Genomic DNA, 25,412 nt, shown 5'->3' with positions numbered 1-25,412 from the left:
GTCAGAACCAGGAGGTGCGCCCGGCGGCGTGGCTGACCTGGACGGTGTGTGTCACGCAGCCGCCGTCGGCGACCAGGTGCAGCAGGAAGGCGGTCGGCTCGGCGACGAACCCCAGCTCCTCCTCGTCGGTCAGGGCGAGGCTCACCTGGATCCAGGTGCTCGGCGCGACGGTCAGCACCGTACCGGCGAACGCGCTCGTCACCGGCCGGTGGAAATGCCCCGCGGCGACGCGTACGACATGGGGGTGCCGGCCGATCACGGCCGCGAGCCCTTCGGCGTCGGCGAGCCCGACGGCGTCCATGCCGGGCGCGCCCACCGCGACCGGCGGATGGTGCAGGCACACGACGGCGGGCGCGTCGTTACGCCCGGCGAGCACCCCGTCGAGCCAGGCGAGCTGCTCGTCGCCGAGCCGCCCGCCGGTGCTGCCCGGGGTGAGCGAGTCGAGCACCACGAGTGTCGCGTCCGGCAGGTCGACGTGGTAGTGCGCCGAGAAACCGCCGGCCAGGTAGGGGGTGCCGCCGAACGTGTCGAGCAGCGACTCGCGGTCGTCGTGGTTGCCGGTGGCCAGGTGCACCGGCAGCGGGAACGCGCCGACGATCTCGCGCAGCGCGAGGTATTCGTCCGGCCGGCCGTTGGCGGTCAGATCGCCGGTGATCACCACGCAGTCGGGCCGGGGACGCAGCGCGAGCACCGCGCCGAGCGCCCGGTGCAGTCCCGACGCGGGGGCGGCCGCGAGCGGGCCGGTGGTCACGTGCGGGTCGCTGAGCTGGGCGATGAGCATCGGCGGCCTCCTCGGGTGCCCGGGCCCTCACGCTATCGCCACGCGCCCGCCCCGCGCAGGCCCGCTTCGCCCACAGGCTGCGTCCACAGCCTGTGGATAGCACATGTGTACGAAGGTCGGTGGGGCGTCGCGCTGAGTACGCTTGATCGCGACCTACCCCCTCCGAGCAGGAACTACGTGGATCACGAGCGAGTCCTCCGCGACATCACGGTGCGCCTGCCCACGGCGTCCTCCGTTCCGGAGGCGTGCCAGTGGACCGTCGCCGCGCTCGCCCGGCACACCCCGGCGACCGCCGCCGTCCTGCTCCGGGTCCATGACCGTCTGCGCTGCGTCGCCGCCACCGGCGCGTGGCAGGTCTTCTCGCACGTCCCGGCGACCGCCGACGTCGCCCCGCCCACCCGCCACCGCCCCGAACCCTCGGTGGTGCGGCGGGTCTACGCCTCCGGCGTGACAGCCGTCGTGCCCGACGTGAGCGCCGACCCCGACTACCTGCCGGTCCGACCGGACGTCACAGCGGAACTCTGCGTGCCGGTACGCGACCCGGCCGGCCGGCCAATCGGCGTGCTCGACCTGCAGTGGAGCGAGCCCGTCCCGCTCGCGGCGTGGCGGGAGACCGCCGAACTGGTGGCCGACCGCCTCGGCGGGCGGATCGCCGCGCTCGGCGGGTCACCGGCCGAGAGCCGCAGCGAGAAGCTGCTCCGGCACGCCGCCGCGTTCACCGCCGCCCCGACCGACTGGGACCTGATGACCGCCGCGCTCGCCGCGGCCCGGGACGTGTCCGAACTCCCCGCCGCCGTGCTGGTCCTCACCGGCCGGAGCGGCCCGCGCCTCGGCGCGCCCACCGACACCCCCGGCGAGCTGGAGACACGCATCCGCGCCGAGCTGGCCGCAGCCGGCCCGGCCGCGCTGGACCGCGTGATCGACCGGGCCCACCGGTACGGCTCGGCGTACACGCTGGGCGAGGCGGGGCACCCGCCGACCGAGGAGTACCTGCCGCTGACCCGGGCGGGCGCGCGCACCCTGGTGGCGGTGCCGGTCGGCACGCCGGCCGCCGGTGGCGTGCTGCTCGTCGCCGACGAGCGGCTGCTGCGCCCCGACCCGACCACTGTCAACCTGATCGAACTGCTCGCCGGGCAGGCGTGGACCTGCCTGGACCGGCTGCGTACGCTCGCCCGGCTGCGCGAGCAGGCCAGCTCCGACCCGCTCACCGGGCTGCGGCACACCGGCCCGTTCGGGAAGCGGATCGCCACCGCCACGCCGGGGCGTACCGCGCTGCTGGCGATCGACGTGGACGGCTTCAAGGACGTCAACGACACGTACGGCCACCAGGCCGGCGACCGGCTGCTGGTGGGGCTGGCCCGGGCGCTGGAGGGCGCGCTGCGCCAGGGCGACGAGCTGTACCGGACCGGCGGGGACGAGTTCGTGGCGGTGATCGAGGTGAGCCGCCCGGAGGAGGCGGTCCGGATCGCCGAGCGGCTCACCGAGGCGGCCCGCCGTACCGGCCGGACGATCAGCGTCGGCATCGCGCTGCCGAGGCCCGGCGAGTCCCCCGAGCGCACCCTGCACCGAGCCGACCAGGCCCTCTACGCGGTCAAGCGCCACGGCCGGGACGGAGTCCACCTCTCCGCCGCCTGACCCCCGCTCCACTGCGCCGATCTTGCACTTGCGGCCCGGAGCGCGGGGCATTCACCCCTTACGCCGGGGCGCGGAGTGCAAGATCGACGGGGCTAGACGGTGAGTTCCTTGGCGAGGAGTTCGGCGATCTGGGCCGTGTTCAGGGCGGCGCCCTTGCGCAGGTTGTCGCCTGTGACGAAGAGGTCCAGGGCGCGGGGGTCGTCGACCGCGCGGCGGATGCGGCCCACCCAGGACGGGTCGGTGCCGACCGCGTCGATCGGCATCGGGAACTCCCCGGACGCCGGGTCGTCGACCAGGATCACGCCCGGCGCGTTGCGCAGCACCTCACGGGCGCTCTCGGCGTCCACCTCGGTGGCGAAGACCGCGTGCACGGCAACCGAGTGGCCGGTCACCACCGGCACCCGTACGCAGGTGGCGGAGACCTTGAGGTCGGGCAGCCCGAGGATCTTGCGGGACTCGTTGCGGAGCTTCATCTCCTCGGTGGACCAGCCGTCGTCGGCCAGCGAGCCCGCCCACGGTACGACGTTGAGCGCCAGCGGCGCCGGGAACGGGCCCAGCTCGTCACCGACGGCCTGACGCACGTCACCGGCGCGGGAGCCGAGCACCCGGTCCCCGGCGATCTTGCCGAGCTGCAGGTGCAGCGCGTCCACGCCGGCCTGCCCCGCCCCGGACACCGCCTGGTACGACGCGAGCACCAGTTCGCGCAGGCCGTACTCGCGGTGCAGCGGGGCGATCGCCAGGATCATCGCCATCGTCGTACAGTTGGCGTTGGCGACGATGCCCCGGGGCCGGTTGCGTACCTGGTCGGGGTTGATCTCGGGGACGACGAGCGGCACGTCGCGGTCCATCCGGAACGCGCCGGAGTTGTCCACCACGATCGCCCCGCGCGCGACGGCGACCGGGGCCCACTGCGCCGAAACGTCGTCCGGCACGTCGAACATGGCCACGTCGACGCCGTCGAGGGCATCGGCCGTGAGGGCCTGGACGGTCAACTCCTCGCCCCGGCACTGCACGCGCCGGCCGGCCGAGCGCTCGGAGGCGAGCAGCCGGATCTCGCCCCACACGTTGCGCCGGGAGGAGAGGATCTGGCACATCACCGTGCCGACGGCACCTGTCGCCCCGACCACGGCGAGGGTGGGCAGCGACGCCACGGCGCGTTACCGCCCGGTGCCGGCGTAGACGACGGCTTCGGTGTCACCACCCAGCTCGAAGGCGTCGTGGATGGCGCGGACCGCCTTGTCCAGGTCGGTGTCCCGGCAGACCACGGAGACCCGGATCTCCGAGGTGGAGATCATTTCGATGTTCACGCCGGCCGCGCCGAGGGCGGCGAAGAAACCGGCGGCCACGCCCGGGTGCGAGCGCATGCCCGCGCCGATCAGGCTGACCTTGCCGACGTGGTCGTCGTAGAGCAGGCCCTTGAACTTGACCGTCTCCTGGATCTTGCTGAGCGCGGTCATCGCGGTCGGGCCGTCCGCCTTGGGCAGCGTGAACGAGATGTCGGTGCGGCCGGTGCCCTCGGTGGACACGTTCTGCACGATCATGTCGATGTTGATCTCAGCGCCGGCGACCGTGTCGAAGATGCGCGCGGCGGCGCCCGGCTCGTCGGGCACGCCGACGATCGTGATCTTCGCTTCGCTGCGGTCGTGGGCGACCCCGGTGATCAGTGCCTGTTCCACAGGAAGGTCCTCCATCGATCCGGTGACCATCGTGCCGGTGTTGGTCGAGTATGACGAACGGACGTGGATCGGCAAGCCCGCGCGCCGCGCGTACTCGACGCTGCGCAGATGCAGCACCTTCGCGCCGCAGGCGGCCAGCTCCAGCATCTCCTCGTAGGTGATCCGGGTGATGTGCCGGGCGTTCGGCACGATGCGCGGATCGGCGGTGAAGATGCCGTCCACGTCGGTGTAGATCTCGCAGACGTCCGCCTCCAGCGCGGCGGCGAGCGCCACGGCGGTGGTGTCCGAGCCGCCCCGCCCGAGCGTGGTGACGTCCTTGGTGTCCTGCGAGACGCCCTGGAAGCCGGCGACGATGACCACCGCGCCCTCGTCCAGCGCGCCCTTGAGCCGCCCCGGGGTCACGTCGATGATCCGGGCCCGGCCGTGCACCGAGGTGGTGATCACGCCCGCCTGGGAACCGGTGAACGAGCGGGCCTCGTACCCCAGGTTGTGGATGGCCATGGCGAGCAGCGCCATGGAGATCCGCTCCCCGGCGGTGAGCAGCATGTCCAGCTCGCGGCCGGGCGGCAGCGGGCTCACCTGGTTGGCCAGGTCGAGCAGCTCGTCGGTGGTGTCGCCCATGGCGGACACCACCACCACCACGTCGTCGCCGGCCTTGCGCGCGGCGACGATGCGCTCGGCCACCCGCTTGATCCGCTCGGCGTTGGCGACGGAGGACCCGCCGTACTTCTGCACCACGAGTGCCACGACGGTGCACTCCCTCCCAGCGACGACCCTGAGCGTGCCGACGCCGCCGGGTTTCTCGGTCCGGCGGCGCATGTCAGACGCCTCAGCCTATCGGGCGGGTCAGGACGCCGGGCCGGGTGATCCCACCATCCGGCCCCGGCGTGGGGCGGCTCACCAGCCCGGAAGTACGCGACACGCCAAGCGGTACAGCCGTACGGTGGGCTGTCCGCGACCGTCCGGACGACGCAGAATGAGCCGGTGCACGCTCATCGTCGCGCGGCCCGCCGGGTGACCGGCGCGCTCGCGCTCATCCTGCCGACGCTGCTGGCCGCCTGTGTGAACGACCGTCCCGAGGCGGCGCCCACCGGCTCCGCCGATCCGGTGCCGGTGCAGGTGGACGCCGCCCGTGACGAGCTGGCCGGGCTGGCCGCCGCCGCGCAGGACCGGCACCACACCGCCGCGTACTCCTTCACCCCGGCCGAAGGCGCCCCCCGCACGGTGGCGGTGACCAGCGCCAACGACGGCAGCTGGCGGGTCGACGTGCCCGGCTGGGGGCGGGGCGGCACGGTGGACGTCTCGCTCGCCGCCACCTCCGACGGGCTGTTCCAGTGCGCGTTGCCCTCGGCCGGCTGGACGCAGGCGGCCAGCTGTGTCCGGCTCGGCGACGCCGACGACGCGGTACCCCGCCGGCTCGACCCCCGCGTGCAGCACCCGTTCACCGACTGGCTGGAGGTGCTGACCGACAGGCGCGCGCCGCTCGCGGTCTCCCCCGCCGCGCCGCTGCCCGGCGTCACCGGCCGGTGCTACTCCGTCGACACGACCTCCGCCTCGCTGAACGCGCCGCTGGACGTGGGCATCTACTGCTTCCGGGACGACGGCACACCCGCCGCGGTCCGGGCCGGCTTCGGCACGCTGACGCTGAACGGCGAGCCCGGCGCGGCGCCGGGCACCGTCGAACTCGCGGGCGCTGTCACCGAGGGCGAACCGGTGGGGAAGGACGCGCCGGCGACGTCGTGACGCGGCGCGCTCAGCCGCCCCGTGCCGCGCGCAGCAGCGCGGCGCCGACCTCGGTGTTGCGGTAGAGCACGTGCCGCCCGACCCGGGAGCGGGTGACGAGACCGGCGGCGTGCAGCGCGGACAGGTGCTGGGACACGGCCCCGGCGGACAGCCCGGTGAGTCGGGCGAGGTCGGTGGTGGTGCACGCCGCGTCGAGCAGGCGCAGCAACGCGGCCCGGCCGCCGCCGACCACCCGGGCCAGCGCGTCGCCGGCCGGTTCGGGTCCGCGTTCCCACAGCGTCCCGACCGCCCGGACCGGGTACGCCCCGACGGGCGGCGAGTCCTCCAGCAGGTTCCACAGCACCCGCCGGTCGCTGAACACGCTCGGGTTCAGCGCCAGTCCCCGCCCCCGCAGGTCGAAGTCCCGCTCGAACGGGTCGTCGCTGACCACCCGGTCACCGAGCCACCGCAGGCTGGGGTGGAGCCGCTCGAACAGCTGCCCCGCGCCGCCCTCGGCGAGCTGGGCCGCCCGGTACGCCACGTCGGCGTCGAGCAGCGCCCGCATGCGCGGCCAGTCGGGCGCGATCGCCTCGTCGTACCAGACCCGCACCGCCTCGACGAGCTGCGGCAGCAGCCCGGCCGGGTCGGCGAGCAGCGCCTGCCCGTACCGGCCCAGCGGCCGGCGCGGGACGGTCGCCAGCAGGTCCTCGACCACCACGGCGGGCGGTGTCGCCGCGATCCGGTCGAGCTGGCCGTCCATCTCCACGCCGGGCCGGGCGGCGGGGGTGAGGAAGTCCGGCAACCAGCGGCGCGGCCAGGCCAGCTCCACGAGCGGGCGCACCCGCTCGATCACCTCCGGGCGGCGCAGCGTCGTCCGGGCCCGGTCGATCCACGGCAGGTGCACCGGATAGCGGGCCGGGTCGGCGAGCGCCCACATGCTCATGACCGTCTCGTTGGCCGGCGAGACACCGAACCGCACGCCCGCGACGTCGGCCGGCGTGAACCGCAACTCGGACATCGCACCCCCCGGGATTCGGCTCAGACTAAAAGGTTCGACCGGCGCGCGGGGACACGATGTGCTCACCGGTCATGGGGGCCAGAGAGAGCATCCGCACCGCCGTCCGTCACGTCGTACCGCCGGCCGGTCTGACCCGCGCCCTGGCCGTGCAGGCCATGGTGTTCGCCGTCGGCCACGGCATCTTCCTGGCCGGCAGCACCGTCTTCTTCACCCGGGCGCTCGGGCTGAGTCCGGCCCAGGTGGGGCTCGGCCTCTCCCTCGCCGCCGGGGCGTCCCTGCTCGGCACCGTGCCGCTGGGCGGGCTCACCGACCGGTACGGGCCACAACCGGTGTGGGTCGTCTGCCTGCTGCTCGACGCCGGGCTGTTCGCGGCGTACCCGTTCGCCGGCGGCTTCGCCGGGTTCCTCGCGGTGGTGATGGCGCTGGCCGTGACGGGCGCGGCGACCGGCGTGGCCCGCCAGGTCTACTCGATCAACGTGCTGCGGCCGGAGGAACGGGTCACCGCGATGGCCTACCAGCGCTCCTCGAAGAACGTCGGCTTCGGGATCGGCGCGCTGATCAGCGGCCTGGTGCTGGCCGTCGACACGATCTGGGCGTACCGCGGGATGGTCTGGTTCATCGCCGTGGTCCTGCTGGTGACCGCCGTCTTCGTGCACCGGCTGCCGCGGCTGCCGGAGGTGACCCGCACGACCGAGCCGACGAGCCGGCTCGCGGTGCTGCGGGACCGGCCGTTCATGACCGTCGCGCTGCTGTCCGGGCTGCTCAGCGCGCACCAGACGCTCTACGTGACGGTGCTGCCGCTGTGGATCCTCACCCGTACCGACGCGCCGAAGACGATCATCGCCGCGCTGGTGCTGCTCAACACCGTACTGATCGTGCTGTTCCAGGTGCAGGCCAGCCGGGGCGCGGACACCGCGCCGGGCGCGGCCCGGGCCTCCCGCCGGGGAGCGGTGCTGATCGCCGCGTTCTGCCTGGTCCTGCCGGTCTCCGGCGCTACCCGGGGAACGCTCACCGTGGTGGTGCTGGTGGCCGCCGCGACGGTGCTCATCCTGGCCGAGATGATCGAGTCGGCGGGCACCTGGGGACTCACCGCCACGCTGCCGCCCGCCGCCCGGCGCGGCGCGTACGTCGGCGCGTTCGGACTCGGCGCCCAGGTGCAGCTCCTGGTCGCGCCGGCCGGGCTGACCGCGCTCGGCGTGAGCACCGGCGGCTGGGGCTGGTACCCGGCCGCGGCGATCTTCACCCTGGTCGGAGTGGCGATCGTGCCCGCTGTGGCCCGGGTGGAACGGACACCCCGGCTACCGCACGTGTCGGCGTCCACCAGCTCAGTGACACTGGTCCCATAGTCCGGACCAGCCTTCCCACCGCCCGTCCCACCACGTAGGGTGACCTTGTCATGTGGCGCGCGTTTCTTCTCCTTGGCTGCCGCGACGAGGCCTGACCGGCCGGCACCTCGTCGCGGAGTCGCTACGCGCCGTCCAGCACATCCGATCTTCTTCTCGGCACCGCCGCGCACCGTCGCCCGGCATCTGGCCGACACCTTTCCGATCTGCTGACGCCACATGTTCCAGGGAGCACTCCGAGATGGCTCAACCTGTCACCGAGACCGATCCGTTCGCCCGCCAGCGCCCCAGCCGGATGCCGGTCCACCGCTACGTCCCGTACGACCGGCAGTTCGGCATCGACCTGCCGGACCGCTCCTGGCCGACCCGCCGCGTCGAGGCCGCGCCCCGCTGGTGCGCCGTCGACCTCCGCGACGGCAACCAGGCGCTGATCGACCCGATGTCGCCCGAGCGCAAGCGGCGGATGTTCCAGCTCCTGGTGCAGATGGGCTACAAGGAGATCGAGGTCGGCTTCCCGTCGGCGAGCCAGACCGACTACGACTTCGTACGGCAGCTGATCGAGCAGGACCTGATCCCCTCCGACGTCACCATCCAGGTGCTGACCCAGTGCCGGGAGCACCTGATCGAGCGGACCTTCGAGTCGCTGCGCGGCGCCCGCCGGGCCATCGTGCACTTCTACAACTCCACCTCGACGCTGCAGCGCCGGGTGGTCTTCGGCCTGGACCGCGACGGCATCACCGACATCGCCACCCAGGGCGCGCGGCTGTGCCAGAAGTACGCGGAGATCCACACCCCGGACACCGACATCCACTACGAGTACTCGCCGGAGTCGTACACGGGCACCGAACTGGAGTACGCGCTGGAGGTCTGCTCGGCGGTGATCGACGTGATCGACCCGACGCCGGACCGCAAGCTGATCATCAACCTGCCGGCAACCGTCGAGATGGCGATGCCGAACGTCTACGCCGACTCGATCGAGTGGATGCACCGGCGCCTGCCCCGGCGCGATAGCCTGGTGCTGAGCCTGCACCCGCACAACGACCGGGGCACCGGTGTGGCCGCCGCCGAGCTGGGCCTGCTGGCCGGCGCCGACCGGATCGAGGGCTGCCTGTTCGGCAACGGTGAGCGCACCGGCAACGTCGACCTGGTGACGCTGGGCCTGAACATGTTCTCCCAGGGCATCGACCCGATGATCGACTTCTCGAACATCGACGAGATCAAGCGCGCCGTCGAGTACTGCAACCAGCTGCCGGTGCACGAGCGCCACCCGTACGCGGGCGACCTGGTCTACACCGCGTTCTCCGGCTCCCACCAGGACGCGATCAACAAGGGCTTCGCCGCGCTGAACGCCGACGCGACGGCGGCCGGGGTGCCGGTCGACGACTTCACCTGGGCCGTGCCCTACCTGCCGATCGACCCGAAGGACCTGGGCCGCACCTACGAGGCGGTCATCCGGGTCAACTCGCAGTCCGGCAAGGGCGGCGTCGCGTACATCATGAAGACCGAGCACCAGTTCGACCTGCCGCGCCGCCTCCAGATCGAGTTCTCCGGCGTGGTGCAGCAGGTCACCGACCACGACGGCGGCGAGGTCGAGCCGGGCGCGATGTGGGAGATCTTCGCCCGCAACTACCTGGTCGACCACCAGGTGGACCCGGCCGTGAAGCTGGCCGAGTACACGATCGGCACCGTCGACGGCAAGGTCGAGATCGACGCCCGCGTCGGCTTCGGCGGCGAGACCCGCGCGCTCACCGCCGTCGGCAACGGCCCGATCGACGCGTACGTCAACGCGTTGCAGTCCCTGGGCGTGGCGGTACGGGTGCTCGACTACCACGAGCACGCGCTGTCCTCCGGTGGGGATGCGCAGGCCGCCGCGTACGTGGAGTGCGAGGTGGACGGCCGTACGGTGTGGGGCGTCGGAGTGGACGCGAACATCGTGACCGCCTCGATCAAGGCGGTCACGAGCGCGGTGAACCGCACCCGCGCCTGAGGTGCTTGAGGTGTAAGGAAGGGCCCCCTCTTAACGCATTCTGCATAGGAGGGGGCCCTTCTTAACGCCCGCGCCCGAATGGCCCGAGTGTTAACAAGGGGCCCTTCCTCTACCGGCGGCGTTAAGAAGGGGCCCTTCCTTCCCCCCGGAGGGGGCGGTGGATGAGCACGGCGGCGAGCACGGCCCCGGCCAGCAGCAGCCCCGCGCACCAAGCCAACGCCCCCCGGTACGCGTCTGCCAGCGCGCCCTTCTGCTCGTACCCGGTGCCCGACAGCCCGACCAGCAGCGGCAGCGCGGCCACCGCGAGCAGCCCACCGGCCCGGGACGCGGCGTTGTTGAAACCGCTCGCCACCCCGGCGAACCGGTCGGAGACCGCGCCGAGCACCGACGTGGTCAGCGGCGCCACCACGAGCGTGAGCCCGGCGCCGAACAGCGCCACGCCCGGCAGCACGTCCACCCAGTACGACGCGCCCGGCCCGACCCGGCGCAACAGCAGCAGACCCGCGGCGGCGATCACCGGGCCGACGGTGAGCGGCAGGCGGGGGCCGATGCGGGCCGACAGCGCGCCGGCGCGCGGCGAGCCGACCAGCAGCAGCACCGTCATCGGCACGGTGGCCAGGCCGGTGAGTAGCGCCGACCAGCCGACCACGTTCTGCAGGTAGACGGCGAGGAAGAAGGTGAACCCGCCGAGCGCGGCGTACACCACCACCGTGAAGACGTTCAGCACGGAGAACAGCCGGCTGGAGAACAGCCCGGTGGGCAGCATCGCGGTGTCGCCACGCCGCCGCTCGACGAGCACGAAGGCCACCACGGCGACCACCCCGAGCACGGCCGCGACCAGCACCGCCGGGGAGGCGCCCTGCGCCGGGGCGTCGATCAGCGCGTACGTGACTCCGCCGAGCGCGAGCGCGCCGAGCAGCGCCCCTGTCACGTCGAACCGCCGACCGCCTCCGGTACGGGAGGCCTCCTCGTCGCGGCTCTCCGGCACCCATCGCAGCGCGGCGAGCACCACGCCGACCGCCAGCGGCAGGTTGACGAAGAAGATCCACCGCCAGGAGAGCGTGTCGATGAGCCAGCCGCCGAGCAGCGGGCCGAGCGCGGTGGACACACCGGACAGCCCGGACCAGGTGCCGATGGCCCGGCCCCGGTCGTCCGGGTGGAAGCTGGCCTGGAGCACCGACAGCGAGCCGGGGGTGAGCAGCGCGCCGCCCGCGCCCTGGAGGAACCGGGCGGCGACGAGCCAGCCGGTGTCCTGGGCCAGCCCGCACAGCACCGACGCCACCGCGAACCAGACCACGCCGAGCAGGAAGATGCGCCGCCGGCCGAACCGGTCTCCGAGCGCGCCGCCGAGCAGTACGAACGCGGCCAGCATGAGCAGGTAGCCGTTCACGGTCCACTGGAGACCGGCGACTGTGGCGTCCAGCTCGGCGCCGAGGCGCGGCAGCGCGACGTTGACGACGGTGCTGTCCAGGAACACCATGCCGGAGGCGAGGATCGCGGCGAGCAGCGTGCCCCGCCCGGCGGCGGAGCCGGTACGCAGCGCGGGAGCGGGTGCGGTCACGACTCACCACTCTGCCCGCCGCCCACCGTCGACGCCACGAATCGCGGAAACCGACTCCGGGTACTGTGCGGACTCGCCCGGAGCACGCAAGCTGGAGAGGTGTCGTCTGTGCGTACGAGATCAGGAGCCCGAGCCGGGCTGGCGGCCGCGCTGAGCGCGGTGCTCGCCCTCGGCGTGGCCGGCTGCGAGGTGTCGGTCACCGAGCCGGAGGCGACGCCGAGCGCCTCCGGGAACGTCAACAAGCAGCTCGGTGAGCTGACCGTGGCAACCGCCGGGTCGATGAAGGGCTACAGCCGTTCGCGCTTCCCGCACTGGCGGGGCACCGGCAAGAACTGCGACGTGCGCGACAGCGTGCTGCAGCGCGACGGCGAGGGCATCAAGCTGTCCGGCTGCAACGTGGTGGGTGGCCGGTGGGAGAGCGTCTACGACGGGGTGGTGCTGACCGACCCGTCGGGCGTGGACATCGACCACACGGTGCCGCTGGCTGCGGCGTGGCGTTCCGGTGCGGACGAGTGGGACGACTCGAAGCGTGGTGACTTCGCCAACGACCTGACCCGGCCGCAGCTCATCGCGGTTTCGGCGCGGTCCAACCGGGCAAAGGGTGACCAGGATCCGTCCCAGTGGAAGCCACCGAACCGGTCGTCCTGGTGTCAGTACGCGGCGGACTGGGTGACGGTCAAGCACTACTGGCGGCTGACTGTGACAAGTGCCGAGAAGGCCGCTCTCACCGACATGCTGGAGGGCTGCACATGGGCGAGCAAACCGTGACCGGGCCAGAGGCGACACCGACACCGGAGACGGCACCGGCACCGGAGACGGCACCGGAGGCCGGCGCCACGCCGGCCGCGGAGACGGCGACCGGTCCGGCTTCGGCCGGGATGACGGCGGACGGGCGGCAGCCGGAACCCGCCGATGTCGCCGGGGCGGGCATGACCGCCGACGCGGTGCCGGGAGCGCCGGCCGGGGGCGCGCCGGCCGGACCGGCGGATCGGACCACCGACATCGTTCCCGGTCCGGGCGGGGTCATGACCGACGAGGTGGGCGTGGTGACCGGCGAGCTGACGCTGCGCACCGAGCACGCCGACGGCCGGGTGACGCTGCGGGTGCAGTACAAGGACGCCGACGAGTGGTACGCGGTCACCGGCGGTTCCGCGCCGCTGGCCGACCCGGCCGCGCTGGACGCGGTGCACACGATCGCGGTGGGCCTGCTCAACCGCCCCGAGGGCTGAGACGACGGAAAAGCGCGTCCCCACCCGGGAATGGGTGGGGACGCGCTTTGTCGTGTCAGACGTACGAGCCGGGCTCGCTGGGCGCGGAGACGACGCCGGGCTCTTCGCCCTCGCCCTCCGGCCGGGTGATCTTCGCGGTGACCTCGTGCGGGCGCAGCTCACCGGCGGCGATCTGCTCGGCCCAGTGGCAGGCCACCCGGCTGGCGCCGATCTGGCGCAGCTCCGGCCGCTCGTCGGCGCAGCGGGTCGGCTGCGCCCAGGGGCAGCGGGTGTGGAACCGGCAGCCCGACGGCGGGTTCGCCGGCGACGGCAGGTCCCCGGCGAGCAGGATCCGCTCGCGCCGGTCCTCCACGTCCGGGTCCGGCACCGGGACCGCCGACATCAGCGCCCGGGTGTACGGGTGCAGCGGCTCGGTGTAGAGCCGGTCGCTCGGTGCCTCCTCGACGAGCGCGCCCAGGTACATCACGCCGACCATGTCGGCGATGTGCCGCACCACAGCCAGGTCGTGCGCGATGACCAGGTAGGTCAGGCCGAGGCTCTCCTGGAGTTCGTCCAGCAGGTTCACCACCTGCGCCTGGATCGACACGTCGAGCGCGGAGACCGGCTCGTCGGCGACGATCAGCTCCGGGCCGAGGACCAGCGCGCGGGCGATGCCGATGCGCTGGCGCTGGCCGCCGGAGAACTCGTGCGGATAGCGGGACAGCGCCCACTTCGGCAGGCCCACGGCGTCCAGCGTCTCGCCGATGATCCGCCGCCGGTCGTTGCGGTCGGTGCCGATGCCGTGGGTCTGGAGGCCCTCGGTGAGGATCGACTCGACGTTCTGCCGGGGGTCCAGGCTGGACATCGGATCCTGGAAGATCATCTGCATGCGGCGGCGCATCGTGCGCAGCTTGCCGGCCGGCAGCGTGGTCAGCTCGACGCCGTCGAACTTCACCTCGCCGCCGGTCGGCGGGGTGAGCTGCAGCAGCGCCCGGCCGAGCGTGGACTTGCCGCAGCCCGACTCGCCCACCAGCCCGTACGTCTTGCCGCGCGGGATGCTCAGGTCGACCCCGTCGACGGCCTTGACGTGCCCGACGGTCCGGTCGAAGAACACGCCCCGCCGGATCGGGAAGTGCACCTTCAGGTCGCGGACCTCGACGAGGATGTCGTTGTCGCTCATGGGGTCTCCTCCTCGCGCGGAGCCGGTCCGAAACCGGGCACCGCGGGCGGGTCGGCCGGCTCGGCCTGGGCCGGCACCGTACCCGGTTCGGCGGTCGTCGGCGCGGTGGCCCGGACGTCCGCCTCCGGCGTCAGGCCGGGGATCGGCACCGGGTTGACGCAGCGGTAGCTGCGCGCGTCGTGGGTGAGCACCAGCTCCGGCGGCTCGCCCACACACTCGTCGACGCGGCGGGCGCAGCGCGGGGCGAACGCGCAGCCGTCCGGCCAGGGCAGCACGTCGCGTACCGAGCCGGGGATGGGGTTGAGCCGTTCGCCGCGGCCGGCGTCCAGGCGGGGCACCGAACCGAGCAGACCTTCGGTGTACGGGTGCCGCGGCTGGCGGAACAGCGGACGGCGGTTGGCCGTCTCCACCACCCGGCCGGCGTAGAGCACGTTGACGGTGTCGCACATGCCGGCCACCACGCCGAGGTCGTGGGTGATCATCACGAGCGCGGTGCCGGAGTCGCGGACCAGGCCCTTCAGCAGCTCCAGGATCTGCGCCTGGATGGTGACGTCGAGCGCGGTGGTCGGCTCGTCGGCGATCAGCAGCCGGGGCTGGCAGGCGACCGCCATGGCGATCAGCGCCCGCTGCCGCATGCCGCCGGAGAGCTGGTGCGGGTACTCCTTGAGCCGCCGGCGCGGGTCCGGGATGCCCACCCGGTCGAGCAGGGCGGCGGCCTCCTTGGTGGCCGCCTCGCCCTTCATTCCCCGGTGGCGGGCCAGCACCTCGGTCACCTGGAGCCCGATCGGGATGACCGGGTTCAGCGACGAGAGCGGGTCCTGGAAGATCATCGCCACGTCCCGGCCGCGGATGTCGCGGCGGGACCTGTCGTCGAGCTGGAGCAGGTCGGTGCCGTCGAAGACCGCCTTGCCGCCGACACGCAGGCCCGGCTGCTTGGGCAGCAGGCCCATGATCGCCAGCGACGTGACGCTCTTGCCGCAGCCGGACTCGCCGACCAGGCCGACCACCTCGCCGGCGTCGACCGAGAAGGACACCCCGTCCACCGCGTGCACGGTGCGCTGCCCGCGCCGGGCGAACGTGACGGAGAGGTCGTTGACTTCAAGCAGCGCCATGCTGTGCCGGCCTTTCGTTCGCGACTGCGGGGCTCGCAAGCTCACTCCTCGCGCTCACGGGTACCTACTTCCGCAGCTTCGGGTCGAGGGCCTCGCGCATCGCCTCGCCGAGCAGCGTGAAGCCGAGCGCGGTGATGATGATGCCGAGCGCCGGGTAGATCGCCAGGCCCGGCCGGATGCCCAGGTACGGCTGCGCGTCGGCGAGCATGACGCCCCACTCCGGGATGGCCGAGTCGGGGTTGCCGAGGCCGAGGAAGGAGAGCGCGGCGGCCTCGATGATCGCGGTCGCCAGCGTCAGCGTGGCCTGCACGATGACCGGGGCGATCGAGTTCGGCACCACGTGGGTGAGGGCGATCTTCGACCGCTTCACGCCGAGCGCCGTCGCCGCCAGCACGTAGTCGCTGTTGGACTGGGCGATCATCGAGCCGCGCAGCAGCCGGGCGAAGATCGGCACGGACACCACACCCACGGCGATCATCACTGTGGTGAGGCTGGCGCCGAGCAGCGCCGCGATGCTCACCGCGAGCAGCAGGCTCGGCATGGCCAGCAGCATGTCGATGAAGCGCATCAGGGTGGTGTCGATCCAGCGGCCCCAGCGTCCGCCCAGCCCGGCCGCCGCGCCGGCGACGCCGCCGATCAGCGCGCCGACCGCGAGACCGATCAGGGTGGAGACCACGCCGACGAGCAGCGTCTGCCGGGCGCCGACGATCAGCCGGCTGAACTCGTCCCGGCCCTGGTGGTCGAAGCCCAGCCAGTGGTCGGCGGAGGCGCCCGGGATGATGCCCTGGCCGGACTTGACCAGCCCTTCCCGGATGCCGATGGAGTCCGTCGGGCTGTACGGGACGAAGAACGGCCCGATCACCGCGACCAGGACGAAGATCGCCAGGATGACCACGCCGATGACGGCCGCCGGGTTGCGCCGCAGGCGGCGGAACGCCTCCTTCCAGAGGCTCACCCCCTGCTCGTCCTCGCGGGCGGCCAGCTCGGCGAGCCGGTCGATCTTCTCGCGCTTCTTTCCTCCGGTGATGGTCATCGCACCCTCACCCTCGGGTCGATCACGCTGTAGGAGAGGTCGACCAGGAGATTCACCAGCACGTACACCACCGCAATGATCATGATGAAGCCCATCAGCACCGGGTAGTCGCGCTGACTGATCGACTCGGCGACGAACGCGCCGATGCCGCTGAAGGCGAACACGGTCTCGGTGAGCACCGCGCCGGAGAGCAGGAGACCGGTCTGCAGACCGATCGAGGTGGCCACCGGCAGCATGGCGTTACGCAGCACGTGCCGGCGACGGACGGTCCGCTCGGTCAGGCCCTTGGCCTCGGCGGTCCGGACGAAGTCCTCGTTGAGCACTTCCAGGACGCTGGCCCGGGTGATCCGGACGATGATCGCGAGCGGAATGCTCGCCAGCGCGATGCCCGGCAGCACGAGGTGCCAGAGCGCGTCGGCGGCGGCGTCCCACTCGCGGGTCATGATCCCGTCGATGACGAAGAAGTTGGTGACCCGGGTCGCCCCGATGGTCGGGTCCTGCCGGCCGCTGGAGGGGAACCAGCCCAGGTTCTCCGCGAAGATCGCCTTGAGCACGTACGCCAGGAAGAAGACCGGGATGCAGATGCCGATGAGCGATCCGCCGACCGAGGCGTGGTCGAGGAACCGGCCGCGGCGGCGGGCGGCGAGGTAGCCGAGCGGGATCCCGAGGCCGATCGCCAGCACCATGGCCATGACGGTCAGTTCGACGGTGCCGGGGAACCGTTCCACGAACTCCGTGGTGACCGCCCGCTTCGTACCGGTCGAGGTGCCCAGGTCGAGCCGGATCATCCGCCGCAGGAAGCGGGCGTACTGGACCAGGATCGGCTCGTCGAGGCCGAGGTTGCGCCGGATGGCGGCGCGCGTCTCGGGCGTGCCCCGTTCACCGAGAATCGCGGTCTCGGGCCCGCCGGGAAGTCGGTGGAGCCAGATGAACAGCAGGACGGAGAGCCCGAACAGCGTGGGTATCAGCTGTAGCAGGCGTCTGACGATGAACCGGAACACGGGCGCCTCGGAGGGTGTGCGGAGGGGTGCGGGCGGGCGCTGTGGTCACAGCGCCCGCCCGCGTACGGTGCCTTCAGATCACTTGAACTCTGCGCTCGAGTACCGCTCGTCGGTGAGCGGGCTCGCCTTGATCCCGGTCACGTCCTTGCCGAACACGATCGCCGGCGGGGAGTGCGAGATCGGCACGCCCGGCAGGAAGTCCATGATCGTCTTGTTCAGCGCCTTGTACTTCTCCGTCCGGGCCGCCGCGTCGGCCGTGGTGTCGGCGTCCTTGAACTGCGTGAAGAGCGCGGGGTTGTTGAAGCCCCACTCGTCCTTCTGGCGGTCGAAGAAGGTGCCGATGAAGTTGTACGCGTCGCCGTAGTCACCGGTCCAGCCGAGGAAGTGCAGGTCGTGCTTGTTGCCGGAGGTGGTGGCGTTCAGGTAGTCCGGGCTCCACTTGAGCGGGATGGCCTGGACGTTGATGCCGACCGCCTTGAGGTCCGCCGAGAGCAGCTCGAAGATGTCCTTCGGGTTCGGCATGTACGGCCGGGTGACCTCGGTCGGGTAGTGGAACCGCAGCGTCAGGTTCGACGCGCCGGCCTCGGCCAGCAGGGCCTTCGCCTTGGCCGGGTCGTAGTCGTACTTGGTGACGTCGCCGTTCCAGCCCTCGACGGTGTCCGGGAAGAAGTTCATCGCGACCTTGGCGCCCGGGGGCAGCTTCGAGTCGACGAGCGCCTGCCGGTTCAGGGCGTGCGCGATGGCCTGCCGGACCTTGAGGTCGGCCAGCTTCGGGTTCCCCTTCTGGTTGATCGCCAGGTAGAGGATGTTGAAGGCGGGCCGGGTGAGGACGTTGAAGCCCTCCTTCTTCAGCGGCTCCACGTCCGCCGGGCCGACCAGGTCGTAGCCCTGGATGTCACCCGAGCGGAGCGCCTGCTTGCGGGCGTTCTCGTCCGAGATCGTCTTGAAGATGATGGTCTTCAGCTTGGCCTTGTCGCCGTGGTAGTCCTCGTTGCGCTCGATGGTGAGCGTCTTGTTGGCGATGTCCCAGGCCTTGAACTTGAACGGGCCGGTGCCGGTCGGGTGCTCCATCGCGTACGCCGGGTACTTGATGTCCTCGGCGGTGCCGGTCACGTTGCTGGCGTCGTACTGCTCCATCGCCTTGGGGCTCTGGATCGAGAACGACGGCAGCATCAGCGCGGCCGGGATCTTGCTGGAGACCCGGGTGAACGCCAGGTCCACAGTGGTGGCGTCCTTGGCGGCGCAGGACTTGAAGAGGCTCGGCGGCAGGTCCGGGTTCTCGTTCTTGGCGAACCCGCCCATGACGTCCTGCCAGTACGCGGTCACGTCCGGGCTCTGCATGAGGCCCTTGGCGTTGTACCAGCGGTCGAAGTTGGCGCAGACGGCCTCGGCGTTGAAGTCGGTGCCGTCGTGGAACTTCACGCCCGAGCGGAGCTTGAAGGTCCAGGTGGTGCCTGCCGCGTCCGGCGTCCAGGACTCCGCGAGGCCCGGCGTCACCTTGGTGCCGCCCTCCTCCGGACGGACCAGCGTCTCGAAGACCTGGCGCGCCACGCGCAGCGACTCACCGTCGCTGGCGAAGCTGGGGTCGAGCACCTTCGGGTCTCCGGCGACGCCGAAGACGAGGGTGTCCTTCTTGCTATCTCCTCCGGAGCCACTCTCACGGTCGCTCTCGGCGCAGCCTGCAACCGCGAGGGCCGCGACCGCGATGGCCGCGATTGCGACCTTCGGCCTGGATGCACGCATGGTGCTTCACCTCGTCCTTGGGGGTACGGACAACGTGGTGACAGGGTCACCGATGTGCGCAGACCTTAGCCCTCGGTTGGACGGCGCGGAAACGGGCGGGGGGCGGGTTGGTATCGAATCGTGTCTGTTCTGGAACGAGGCAATCGATTCGAAGGAGAACGCTGTATCAAGCCGAACTTTCGTCGGTTTGAAGGCCGAATTTGTGACGTCGCTCCGGTCCCGGACGCACGTTCGTGTCAGATCGACGGGCAACCCGGGTCCGGTGTGGAAACGGGTCCGGCGGGCACCCCGCAGGGCACCCGCCGGACGCGACGCGGCACAACTCAGACGGCTCGGCGCCCCTCGAAGGCCCGGCCCAGCGTGATCTCGTCGGCGTACTCCAGATCGCCGCCGACCGGCAACCCACTCGCCAGCCGGGTCACCGCGATCCCCATCGGCTTGACCATCAGCGCCAGATAGGTGGCGGTCGCCTCGCCCTCGGTGTTCGGGTCGGTGGCGAGGATCAACTCACGCACCGAACCGCTGCCGAGGCGCGTCATCAGCTCACGGATCCGCAGGTTGTCCGGGCCGATGCCCTCCAGCGGATTGATCGCGCCACCGAGCACGTGGTAGCGCCCGCGGAACTCGCCGGTCCGCTCGATCGCCACCACGTCCTTGGGCTCCTCGACCACGCAGAGCACCTCGTCGGTGCGCCGGGCATCACGGCAGATCCGGCACTGCTCCGACTCGGCTACGTTGTAGCAGGTCGTGCAGAACCGGACCAGGTCCTTGACCTTGCGCAGCGCGCCGGCCAGCCGGTTCACGTCGGCCGGATCCGCCGACAGGACGTGGAACGCGATCCGCTGGGCGCTCTTCGGTCCCACGCCCGGCAGGCGGCCCAGCTCGTCGATCAGGTCCTGGATGGCACCCTCGTACATCTGCCGGCTCAGAACCCGGGCAGGCCGAGGCCGCCCATGCCGCCCGCGACCGGGCCCATCTTCTTCTCGGTCAGCTCGCGGGCCGCCTCGGCGGCGTTGTGCATGGCCGCGACCACCAGGTCCTCGAGCGTCTCGACGTCCTCCGGGTCGACCGCCTTCGGGTCGATCTTGATCGCCTTCAGCTCACCGGTGCCGGCGACGGTCGCGGTGACCAGGCCACCGCCGGCGGTGCCGGTCAGCTCCGCCTCGGCCAGCTCGGCCTGGGCCTTGGCGATCTGCTGCTGCATCTTCTGCGCCTGCTTCAGCATCTGCTGCATGTTCGGCTGTCCACCTGGGCGCACGGACCGCTCCTTCTTCCACTCGTCTGCTCGGCCGCGCCCAGCCTAGTCGGGCCGGGGCGCAGCTCCTTCTCGGTCGGCGCGCGCTCAGCGCGCGTCCACCTCGTCGATCTTCTCGGCCCCGAACGTCTCGCGCAGCAGCTGAACCGCCTGCTCCTCGCTCGACTGCCGGGCCGTCCGCTCGTCGATCACGTCGTCAAGCGGCTCGTCACCCGGGTCGAACCCCTCGTAGGCCGGCGCCGCGGCAGGCGCCCGCCCGCCCCGCACCGGGCCGTCGAAGTCCGGGTCGTAGGGCGGCTCGCCCGCCCACTCGGCGTCGGCCGTCTTCCGCGCCGGCTGCGCCGCGCGCGACCCCTTGCCGGGACCGCCGCCCGCAGCGGCCGCCGCCGCTGCGGCACGCGCCGCCGCGATCGCGCTGTTCTTCGGCCCGCCGCCCGCCGGCCTCGCCCCACCGGCCGGCGCCGTCGCGGGTGCAGCAGGCTTGGGTACGGCGACAGGGGCGGTAGCGGTCGCCGTGCCCCCGCCCGGACGCGCCGCAGCCGGCCAGTCCTCCCCGTCCACAGCTGGCGCCGCCGAAGCGGCACTGGTGGCCGCGCCACCGGGCCGGACCGGCTCCGGCCAGTCGTCCTCGTCGGCCTGCCCGGCCGTGGCACCCGCCGAGCTGGACACCGGCTGTCCCGGAGCGTCGCCGGGACCGGCGGATGCCGGACGACCGGCAGCACCGGAGTCCGGACGGCCCGGTCCGGCGTCGGCCGAGCCAGGACGGCTCGAACCGGCGTCGGATGCGGCCGATTGGGAGAAGTCAGGTGCACCACCGGAGTCGGGTCGCGCGTGAGCGTTGCCAGTCGCACCGGGGCCCTGACGTCCGTTACCGGCGTCAACCGCGCCCGCGTCCGGGCGGCCCTGAGCGTTGGCCGCTGCTCCGGGGTCCGGGCGACCGGGCGAGGTGTCGGACGCCGGGCGGGCCGGGGCACGGTCGGGTGCGGCGTCGCTCTGCCGTCCCGCGCCGGACGGGCGGGACGGGCCACCGAGCGAGGCCGCGCCGCGCTCGCCCGCCACCTCGCAGCGGATCTGCCAGCGACCGCCGAACTCCTCGTAGAGCGCGTCGGTCAGCACGGCCGCGTGGTCGGCCATCATCTTCGCCAGCACCGTCGACTTCACGGTCAGCACGAGCGTGTCGCCGTCCAGGTCACGCACCACCGCATCACGCATCAGCGCGGCGATCCGCTTGTTGCTCCGGTTCACCTTGCCGACCACCTCGGGCCAGACCCGGCGTACCGCCACCGCGTCCAGCGCCCCCGGATTCGCCGCGCCGGGGCGGGGCGGCTCGGGCGTGGCCGGGTCCGGCATCACCGCGGACGGCGGTACCGGGCGTCGGGCGGGTACGGGATCGTCCGAGGGAGGGGGGTCGTTGACCGTGGCCCGCTCGGGCGCGGGCGGTGCCGGGGAATCCACCGGCTCCGTCACGGCGGGGGCCGGACGGTAACCGGGTGCCACGCTGCGGGAACCGACCGCAGCGGCGGCAGCGGCGCGAGCGGCGGCGGCACCGGTCGGGGCACCGGCAGCCGCCGGCGTGCCGGCGGAATCTGGGTGGACCGCGGCGGCAGCCGCGCCCGGGGCGGGAGCCGCCGGGCGTACCTCAGGGGTCTGGGTGGGGTGCGCGGAGTCGGCGGCGGCCGGCGGCAGCTCGGCGCCGCCCAGCGTCAGCCGGCGTTCCATCCGCTCCAGGCGCTGGAGCAGGCCGCCGGACGAGTCGTCCGCGCCGGGCAGCAGCATCCGGGCGCAGATCAGCTCCAGCAGCAGCCGGGGCGCCGTGGTGCCGCGCATCTCGACCAGGCCGTTGTGCACGATGTCGGCACAGCGGGACAGCGTGGCCGGGCCGAGGCGCTGGGCCTGGGCGGCCATCCGCTCGATCTGGTCGGCCGGGCCGTCGATGAGGCCCTTGGCGGCGGCATCAGGCACCTGCTGCAGGACGATCAGGTCGCGGAGGCGTTCCAGCAGGTCGGAGGCGAAGCGGCGCGAGTCGTGCCCGGCCTCGGCGACCCGGTCGACTGTCGCGTACGCGGCGGCGCCGTCACCGGCGGCGAGCGCGTCGCACATCTCGTCGATCAGCGCGGCGTCGGTGACCCCGAGCAGCGCGGCGGCCCGGGCGTAGTCGACACCCTCCGGGCCGGCGCCCGCGATGAGCTGGTCGAGCACGGAGAGGCTGTCGCGCATGCTGCCCCCGCCGGCGCGCACCACCAGCGGGAAGACCGCCGGCTCGACCTTGACGCCCTCCGCCTCGCAGAGCTGTTCGAGGTAGGGGCGGACCACCTTCGGCGGGAACAGCCGGAACGGGTAGTGGTGGGTCCGCGACTTGATCGTGCCGAGGACCTTCTCCGGTTCGGTGGTGGCGAAGATGAACTTGACGTACTCCGGGGGCTCCTCGACCAGCTTGAGCAGCGCGTTGAAGCCGGCCGACGAGACCATGTGCGCCTCGTCGATGATGTAGATCTTGAAGCGGCTGCGAGCCGGGGCGAAGAACGCCTTCTCGCGCAGCTCACGGGCGTCGTCGACACCACCGTGGCTGGCCGCGTCGATCTCGATGACGTCGATCGAGCCGCCGCCGTCGGGAGCCAGCCCGCGGCACGAGTCACACTGCCCGCACGGCTCGGGGGTGGGGCCCTGCTCGCAGTTGAGGGAGCGGGCCAGGATCCGGGCGCTGGAGGTCTTGCCGCAGCCCCGCGGACCGGAAAAGAGGTAGGCGTGGTTGAGCCGCCCGCTGCGCAGCGCCTGCGACAGCGGCTCGGTGACCTGCTCCTGGCCGATCATCTCGGCGAACGTGCGCGGCCGGTACTTGCGGTAAAGGGCCAGTGCCACCCGTCCCGCCTCCTCTCGACCGAGCCATTCTGCGCCGGTCGGCCCCGGGTGACCACCCACCACCCCGTGACCCGACCCGCAGCGACGTTACCCGGCCCGGGAGACAGAAAGGCCTCCCGTGCACCCGGCAGAGCTCGCTTATCCTTGCTGCCTTCCGGCCCTGGGGAGGTTCACGAGGTACCGCCGCACGGGAGGTGACACCAAGCCTACCCGAAGGGTTGTGGATCTTCCGGGAGGGTGGGGTGGCCCGCCGACGCGGGACCTGTATCCTGGCTCGCGGAGGATTCGCCTAGAGGCCTAGGGCGCACGCTTGGAAAGCGTGTTGGGTTTACACCCTCACGAGTTCGAATCTCGTATCCTCCGCTCGCTTGAGCAGGGAAAACGACAGGGCCGGCCCCACAGGGACCGGCCCTGAATCGTCTCTACGGCCACTCTCGTCTCAGTTGCCCTCTTCCTGCCCTCGTCATCGTCGCCGGGCTCCCCGGCGGGTGACCCCAGAGCAGTCCGCCGAGCTGGGCGGCGTCGCGCCGCACCTGGTCGGCCATGTGCCGGTACCGGACGGTCATCCCCGGAGGGACCAGCACGTCAGGCCGCCGCACCGACCAGCGTCACCATGATCATCCGCTTGCTGGATGGCACGGTCACGAGGCCGGATACGAAGCTACGACGATGGTCACTTTGATACGTACCTGCGACGGGATCGAGCTGGCCTGTTCCGAACCGATCCCTGCCGGGCGGCGGCGCCGATCGGCAGCACGGACGCGGGTCCGCTCGGACCCATCGTCACGAAGGTCAGTGACCTCCAGACCGGCATCTCCGGCCGGACAGAGAACGCGCTGGGCGAGCTGACCCGTGTCTGCCATGTTTCGTCTGACGGGCAAGCCCGTCGCAGACATCCTGCTGATCTTCCTGTGGTGGCCGATCGCGGCATCGGTTCTCCTCGTGGTTGGGCTGTTTCACCTGATCTCCGCGGCGAATCGACGCGTGGATGAGGCTGACCGCCGGGCCGGGAGACGGCCGCGCTTCCCGATGGATGAGGGCGCCGAGGCCGCCCGCGCACAAGCAGCTCATGAGTACACCGGTCGGCTTCCGGCCACTGATTCTGACCGGGAAGTCGCGGTTGAGGTCGTATCCCGGCCCCTGTCCGAGAACGGAATCACGAACGACGAGCTGAATCAGCTTGCCGACCTGAGGCTTGCGCTGGGCGCGGCGACGACGCGAGGCGAGCTTGCCGCCATCGCCGACGTGCCACTGGAGACCTTCGGTCCCGTGAAGGCTGCCCCGGAGCCGGTCCTTCTTCGGTTGAAGCGCCATGGCGCACTCATTGCCGCAATGCTCGGCGCCTTGCTGATCGTCCTCGGCGGCGTGGTTCAGGAGTACGGCATCGCGTTCCTCGGCTGCCTGGCGATCACCGCGGCCGTCGCGGCTTGGACATGGTCACGGGCGCACGGTTCAAGGGTATGGAAGACGGTGGGCCTGGCGTTCCTCGCCTGGACTGTTGCCATCTCCATCGCTGCGGTCGTTGCGCCGCCGCCGGAAACCGGGCCGAAGTCCGTCGGCCAGGGGAGGCCGGCGCCCCTGTACGGAAGAACAACAGAGCCCGCCACGCCGAGCACCGCCCCGGTTGTGCCGACCGTTCCAGACGTAGTGGGCTTGGACCTCCCCAGTGCCCGCAGCTCGGTCGCCGCCTTCAACCTCCGTTCGAGGCCGTCAGACGCCACGCCTCTCTGCAGGACGGCCTGGGATGCCAGCTGGACTGTCATCGCGACAAGCCCACCTCCGGGCAGAGTCGTTCCGCCCGACGAAACCATTTCACTGCACGTACTCAAGGCAGAAGAAGCGGCATGGTTCGCTGCCCACCCGACGATGCCCCGGCTCCCGAACGGCATCCAGGCGGGGAGTACGACCAAGAACGACGGACCGCTCGCCGGTCTGCAGCAGGTGGTCCTTTTCCGCTACGCCAAGGGCATGGCACACAAGGGTGCGCTTACCGCCGTCGACCGGCCCTGCTCCCGGTACAGCAACGAGCCGCCAGAGGAGATGGCGGCACGGGCCGGGCTGAAGGTTTCCTATTCAGAATCCTCGATCGTGGTGGGGAGCATTCCGGCGGCAGGGCAACCGGTTCGACCGGGGCAGCTCATCGTCCTGCTGGTGCGCGATCAGGAGCAGCGGCCGGTGCCGAAGAGCTCCAGCAGTGGACGTCCGCCGCTCCCACCACGTCCCGGCAACGACGATGACAACTTCAACATCCCCGGGTGGCTCTGCCCCACCCGATTCTGCTGAACGGCGGTAACGCCC

General features: G+C 71.9%; 20 protein-coding genes, 1 tRNA gene and 1 other RNA gene. 8 read left to right on the top strand and 14 right to left on the bottom strand.

Annotated elements, in window-relative coordinates; all coding sequences use genetic code 11:
* Window position 1: 1 nt before the first annotated feature.
* The gene (locus ACSDG8_RS18735; RefSeq protein WP_210894324.1) at window positions 2-781 is read right to left on the bottom strand and encodes a phosphodiesterase; all 780 of its coding nucleotides are present in this window, start codon (window positions 779-781) and stop codon (window positions 2-4) included.
* Window positions 782-958: 177 nt separating this feature from the next.
* On the opposite strand from ACSDG8_RS18735, the gene ACSDG8_RS18730 reads away from it, so the two are divergent.
* Entirely contained in the window at window positions 959-2,416 is a 1,458-nt protein-coding gene (locus ACSDG8_RS18730; protein ID WP_210894326.1) for a GGDEF domain-containing protein, read from the top strand.
* Window positions 2,417-2,508: 92 nt separating this feature from the next.
* On the opposite strand, the gene ACSDG8_RS18725 is transcribed toward ACSDG8_RS18730, so the two are convergent.
* Window positions 2,509-3,567, bottom strand: coding sequence for an aspartate-semialdehyde dehydrogenase (locus ACSDG8_RS18725; RefSeq protein WP_210894327.1), 1,059 nt, complete (start codon window positions 3,565-3,567; stop codon window positions 2,509-2,511).
* Window positions 3,568-3,573: 6 nt separating this feature from the next.
* A complete protein-coding gene (locus tag ACSDG8_RS18720) occupies window positions 3,574-4,839 on the bottom strand; it encodes an aspartate kinase (RefSeq protein ID WP_030502103.1) in 1,266 nt (421 codons plus the stop codon).
* A 237-nt stretch (window positions 4,840-5,076) separates the two neighbouring features.
* Here ACSDG8_RS18720 and ACSDG8_RS18715 point away from each other — a divergent pair, with 237 nt between their 5' ends.
* Window positions 5,077-5,835, top strand: a complete 759-nt coding sequence (locus ACSDG8_RS18715; protein ID WP_307856265.1) for a hypothetical protein — start codon at window positions 5,077-5,079, stop codon at window positions 5,833-5,835.
* Between the two features lie 10 nt (window positions 5,836-5,845).
* Here the strand turns inward: ACSDG8_RS18715 and ACSDG8_RS18710 are convergent, their stop codons facing one another.
* Window positions 5,846-6,832, bottom strand: coding sequence for an ArsR/SmtB family transcription factor (locus ACSDG8_RS18710; RefSeq protein ID WP_210894330.1), 987 nt, complete (start codon window positions 6,830-6,832; stop codon window positions 5,846-5,848).
* Window positions 6,833-6,903: 71 nt separating this feature from the next.
* On the opposite strand from ACSDG8_RS18710, the gene ACSDG8_RS18705 reads away from it, so the two are divergent.
* The gene (locus tag ACSDG8_RS18705; RefSeq protein ID WP_210894332.1) at window positions 6,904-8,178 is read left to right on the top strand and encodes an MFS transporter; all 1,275 of its coding nucleotides are present in this window, start codon (window positions 6,904-6,906) and stop codon (window positions 8,176-8,178) included.
* 238 nt (window positions 8,179-8,416) lie between these two features.
* Entirely contained in the window at window positions 8,417-10,162 is a 1,746-nt protein-coding gene (gene leuA, locus ACSDG8_RS18700) for a 2-isopropylmalate synthase (protein WP_210894335.1), read from the top strand.
* Window positions 10,163-10,283: 121 nt separating this feature from the next.
* Here the strand turns inward: leuA and ACSDG8_RS18695 are convergent, their stop codons facing one another.
* The gene (locus ACSDG8_RS18695; RefSeq protein WP_210894337.1) at window positions 10,284-11,723 is read right to left on the bottom strand and encodes an MFS transporter; all 1,440 of its coding nucleotides are present in this window, start codon (window positions 11,721-11,723) and stop codon (window positions 10,284-10,286) included.
* A 108-nt stretch (window positions 11,724-11,831) separates the two neighbouring features.
* Between ACSDG8_RS18695 and ACSDG8_RS18690 the strand changes: the two genes are divergently transcribed.
* Both ACSDG8_RS18690 and ACSDG8_RS18685 read left to right on the top strand, forming a co-directional pair.
* Window positions 11,832-12,491 carry an HNH endonuclease family protein gene (locus ACSDG8_RS18690; RefSeq protein WP_116505417.1) on the top strand — a complete coding sequence of 220 codons (660 nt, stop codon included), beginning with the start codon at window positions 11,832-11,834 and terminating at the stop codon, window positions 12,489-12,491.
* Window positions 12,473-12,952 (top strand): hypothetical protein, encoded by a 480-nt coding sequence (locus ACSDG8_RS18685; protein ID WP_210943128.1) that lies wholly within the window; start codon window positions 12,473-12,475, stop codon window positions 12,950-12,952. The genes ACSDG8_RS18690 and ACSDG8_RS18685 overlap by 19 nt, the downstream gene beginning before the upstream one ends.
* Before the next feature lie 55 nt (window positions 12,953-13,007).
* On the opposite strand, the gene ACSDG8_RS18680 is transcribed toward ACSDG8_RS18685, so the two are convergent.
* The 9 genes from ACSDG8_RS18680 to ffs form a co-directional block, all read right to left on the bottom strand.
* Window positions 13,008-14,111, bottom strand: coding sequence for an ABC transporter ATP-binding protein (locus tag ACSDG8_RS18680; protein WP_210894341.1), 1,104 nt, complete (start codon window positions 14,109-14,111; stop codon window positions 13,008-13,010).
* Window positions 14,108-15,223: an ABC transporter ATP-binding protein gene (locus ACSDG8_RS18675; protein WP_210894343.1), complete on the bottom strand. Its 1,116-nt coding sequence runs from the start codon at window positions 15,221-15,223 to the stop codon at window positions 14,108-14,110. The genes ACSDG8_RS18680 and ACSDG8_RS18675 overlap by 4 nt, the downstream gene beginning before the upstream one ends.
* A 64-nt stretch (window positions 15,224-15,287) precedes the next feature.
* The gene (locus ACSDG8_RS18670; RefSeq protein WP_210894345.1) at window positions 15,288-16,256 is read right to left on the bottom strand and encodes an ABC transporter permease; all 969 of its coding nucleotides are present in this window, start codon (window positions 16,254-16,256) and stop codon (window positions 15,288-15,290) included.
* On the bottom strand, window positions 16,253-17,257 hold the full coding sequence (locus tag ACSDG8_RS18665) for an ABC transporter permease (RefSeq protein ID WP_210894348.1): 1,005 nt from the start codon (window positions 17,255-17,257) through the stop codon (window positions 16,253-16,255). Before ACSDG8_RS18665 ends, ACSDG8_RS18670 begins: the two co-directional genes overlap by 4 nt.
* A gap of 78 nt (window positions 17,258-17,335) precedes the next feature.
* Window positions 17,336-19,000 (bottom strand): ABC transporter substrate-binding protein, encoded by a 1,665-nt coding sequence (locus ACSDG8_RS18660; RefSeq protein ID WP_210894350.1) that lies wholly within the window; start codon window positions 18,998-19,000, stop codon window positions 17,336-17,338.
* Window positions 19,001-19,323: 323 nt separating this feature from the next.
* Entirely contained in the window at window positions 19,324-19,917 is a 594-nt protein-coding gene (gene recR, locus ACSDG8_RS18655) for a recombination mediator RecR (RefSeq protein WP_073829286.1), read from the bottom strand.
* An 8-nt stretch (window positions 19,918-19,925) separates the two neighbouring features.
* On the bottom strand, window positions 19,926-20,234 hold the full coding sequence (locus ACSDG8_RS18650; protein ID WP_247678496.1) for a YbaB/EbfC family nucleoid-associated protein: 309 nt from the start codon (window positions 20,232-20,234) through the stop codon (window positions 19,926-19,928).
* A gap of 108 nt (window positions 20,235-20,342) precedes the next feature.
* Entirely contained in the window at window positions 20,343-23,114 is a 2,772-nt protein-coding gene (locus tag ACSDG8_RS18645) for a DNA polymerase III subunit gamma and tau (protein WP_210894354.1), read from the bottom strand.
* Between the two features lie 107 nt (window positions 23,115-23,221).
* Window positions 23,222-23,311, bottom strand: an RNA gene (gene ffs, locus ACSDG8_RS18640) — signal recognition particle sRNA small type.
* Window positions 23,312-23,392: 81 nt separating this feature from the next.
* On the opposite strand from ffs, the gene ACSDG8_RS18635 reads away from it, so the two are divergent.
* A tRNA-Ser gene (locus ACSDG8_RS18635) sits at window positions 23,393-23,477 on the top strand.
* Between the two features lie 498 nt (window positions 23,478-23,975).
* Entirely contained in the window at window positions 23,976-25,397 is a 1,422-nt protein-coding gene (locus ACSDG8_RS18630; RefSeq protein ID WP_439427105.1) for a PASTA domain-containing protein, read from the top strand.
* Window positions 25,398-25,412 lie beyond the last annotated feature (15 nt).

This window comes from Micromonospora sp. LA-10 (assembly GCF_051853095.1).
GTDB classification, from domain to species: domain Bacteria; phylum Actinomycetota; class Actinomycetes; order Mycobacteriales; family Micromonosporaceae; genus Micromonospora; species Micromonospora echinospora_A.
The sequence above is the reverse complement of the archived record's forward strand: the minus strand, read 5'-3'. Positions and strand labels throughout refer to the sequence as shown.